Here is a 1,178-nt window from a genome sequence, read left to right as displayed (position 1 = left end):
AGCACGTCGGGCATCGGCGCGGTGGAGGCGACTTTCGCCGACGCCGAGGCAAAGAACACGAAACCATTCGACTACCGCCAGATGGAAATCGGCACGGCCGCGCCGTTTGCCGCCGCCGCGCTCGGCCTCGGCGGCCCGGCGTTCACGATCTCCACGGCCTGCACGTCGAGCGCGAAAGCCTTCGCGGCCGCGCGCCGCCTGCTGCGCGCGCAGCTGTGCGACGCAGTGGTGGTCGGCGGCGTCGACACGCTGTGCGAGCTCACGCTGCAAGGCTTCGCCTCGCTCGAATCGACGAGCGCCGTACGCACCAATCCGATGAGCGCGAACCGGCGCGGCATCAACATCGGCGAAGGCGCGGCGGTGTTTCTGATGAGCCGCGAAGAAGGCCCGGTGCGCTTCGCCGGCGCGGGCGAGTCGAGCGACGCGCATCACATCTCCGCGCCCGATCCGCAAGGCGCGGGCGGCGAGATCGCGTTGCGCGCGGCGCTGGCGGACGCGGGCATCGACGCGCGCGCGATTGGCTACGTCAACCTGCACGCCACCGCGACGCTCAAGAACGATCAGATGGAAGCGCACCTGATGGCGCGCGTGTTTCCCGACGGCGTCGCCGTGAGCGGCACCAAACCGCTCACGGGGCACACGCTCGGCGCGGCGGGCGCGACCGAAGCCGGTCTCGCGTGGCTGACGCTCGCTCGCGACGACGTCGCGCTGCCGCGTCATCTGTGGGACGGGCAGGCCGACGCGACGCTGCCGCCGCTCGATTTCGTCGAGTCCGCGCGCTATCTGCCGCGCGGCGCGGGCGCGCAAAGCCAATACGTGATGAGCAATTCGTTTGCGTTCGGCGGCAGCAACGTTTCCCTGGTGCTTGCACGATGACCGACTCCCTGAATCCCGCGCCCGGCGGCGAGATCTTTCCGCCGATCGACGCGATCATTCCGCATCGCGGCACGATGCTGCTGCTCGACGCCGTGTGCGCGTGCAGCGACGAATCGCTGAGCGCCGAAGCCAGCGTGCGCGCCGACGCATGGTACGCCGACGCGCAGGGCGCGATGCCCGCGTGGATCGGCATCGAACTGATGGCGCAGGCGATCGCGGCCCACGTGGGCCTGCTGTCGATGCGCGCGGGCAAGGCGGCGCGCCCCGGCGTGCTGCTCGGCACGCGCCGCTTCACGGCGCTG

Annotated in this window: 1 protein-coding gene and 1 pseudogene; both read left to right on the top strand. The window is 71.0% G+C overall.

The window, feature by feature from the left end; all coding sequences use genetic code 11:
* The coding region (locus G3N97_RS38905; protein ID WP_205998014.1) for a beta-ketoacyl synthase N-terminal-like domain-containing protein at window positions 1-876 on the top strand (876 nt) is incomplete at its 5' end.
* A pseudogene (locus G3N97_RS38900) lies at window positions 873-1,178 on the top strand (beta-hydroxyacyl-ACP dehydratase); the annotation flags it as partial. The gene G3N97_RS38905 and the pseudogene G3N97_RS38900, both read left to right, overlap by 4 nt.

The organism is Paraburkholderia sp. Ac-20347 (assembly GCF_017104805.1).
GTDB lineage: Bacteria > Pseudomonadota > Gammaproteobacteria > Burkholderiales > Burkholderiaceae > Paraburkholderia > Paraburkholderia tropica.
This window is presented reverse-complemented; position numbering and strand designations above follow the sequence as displayed.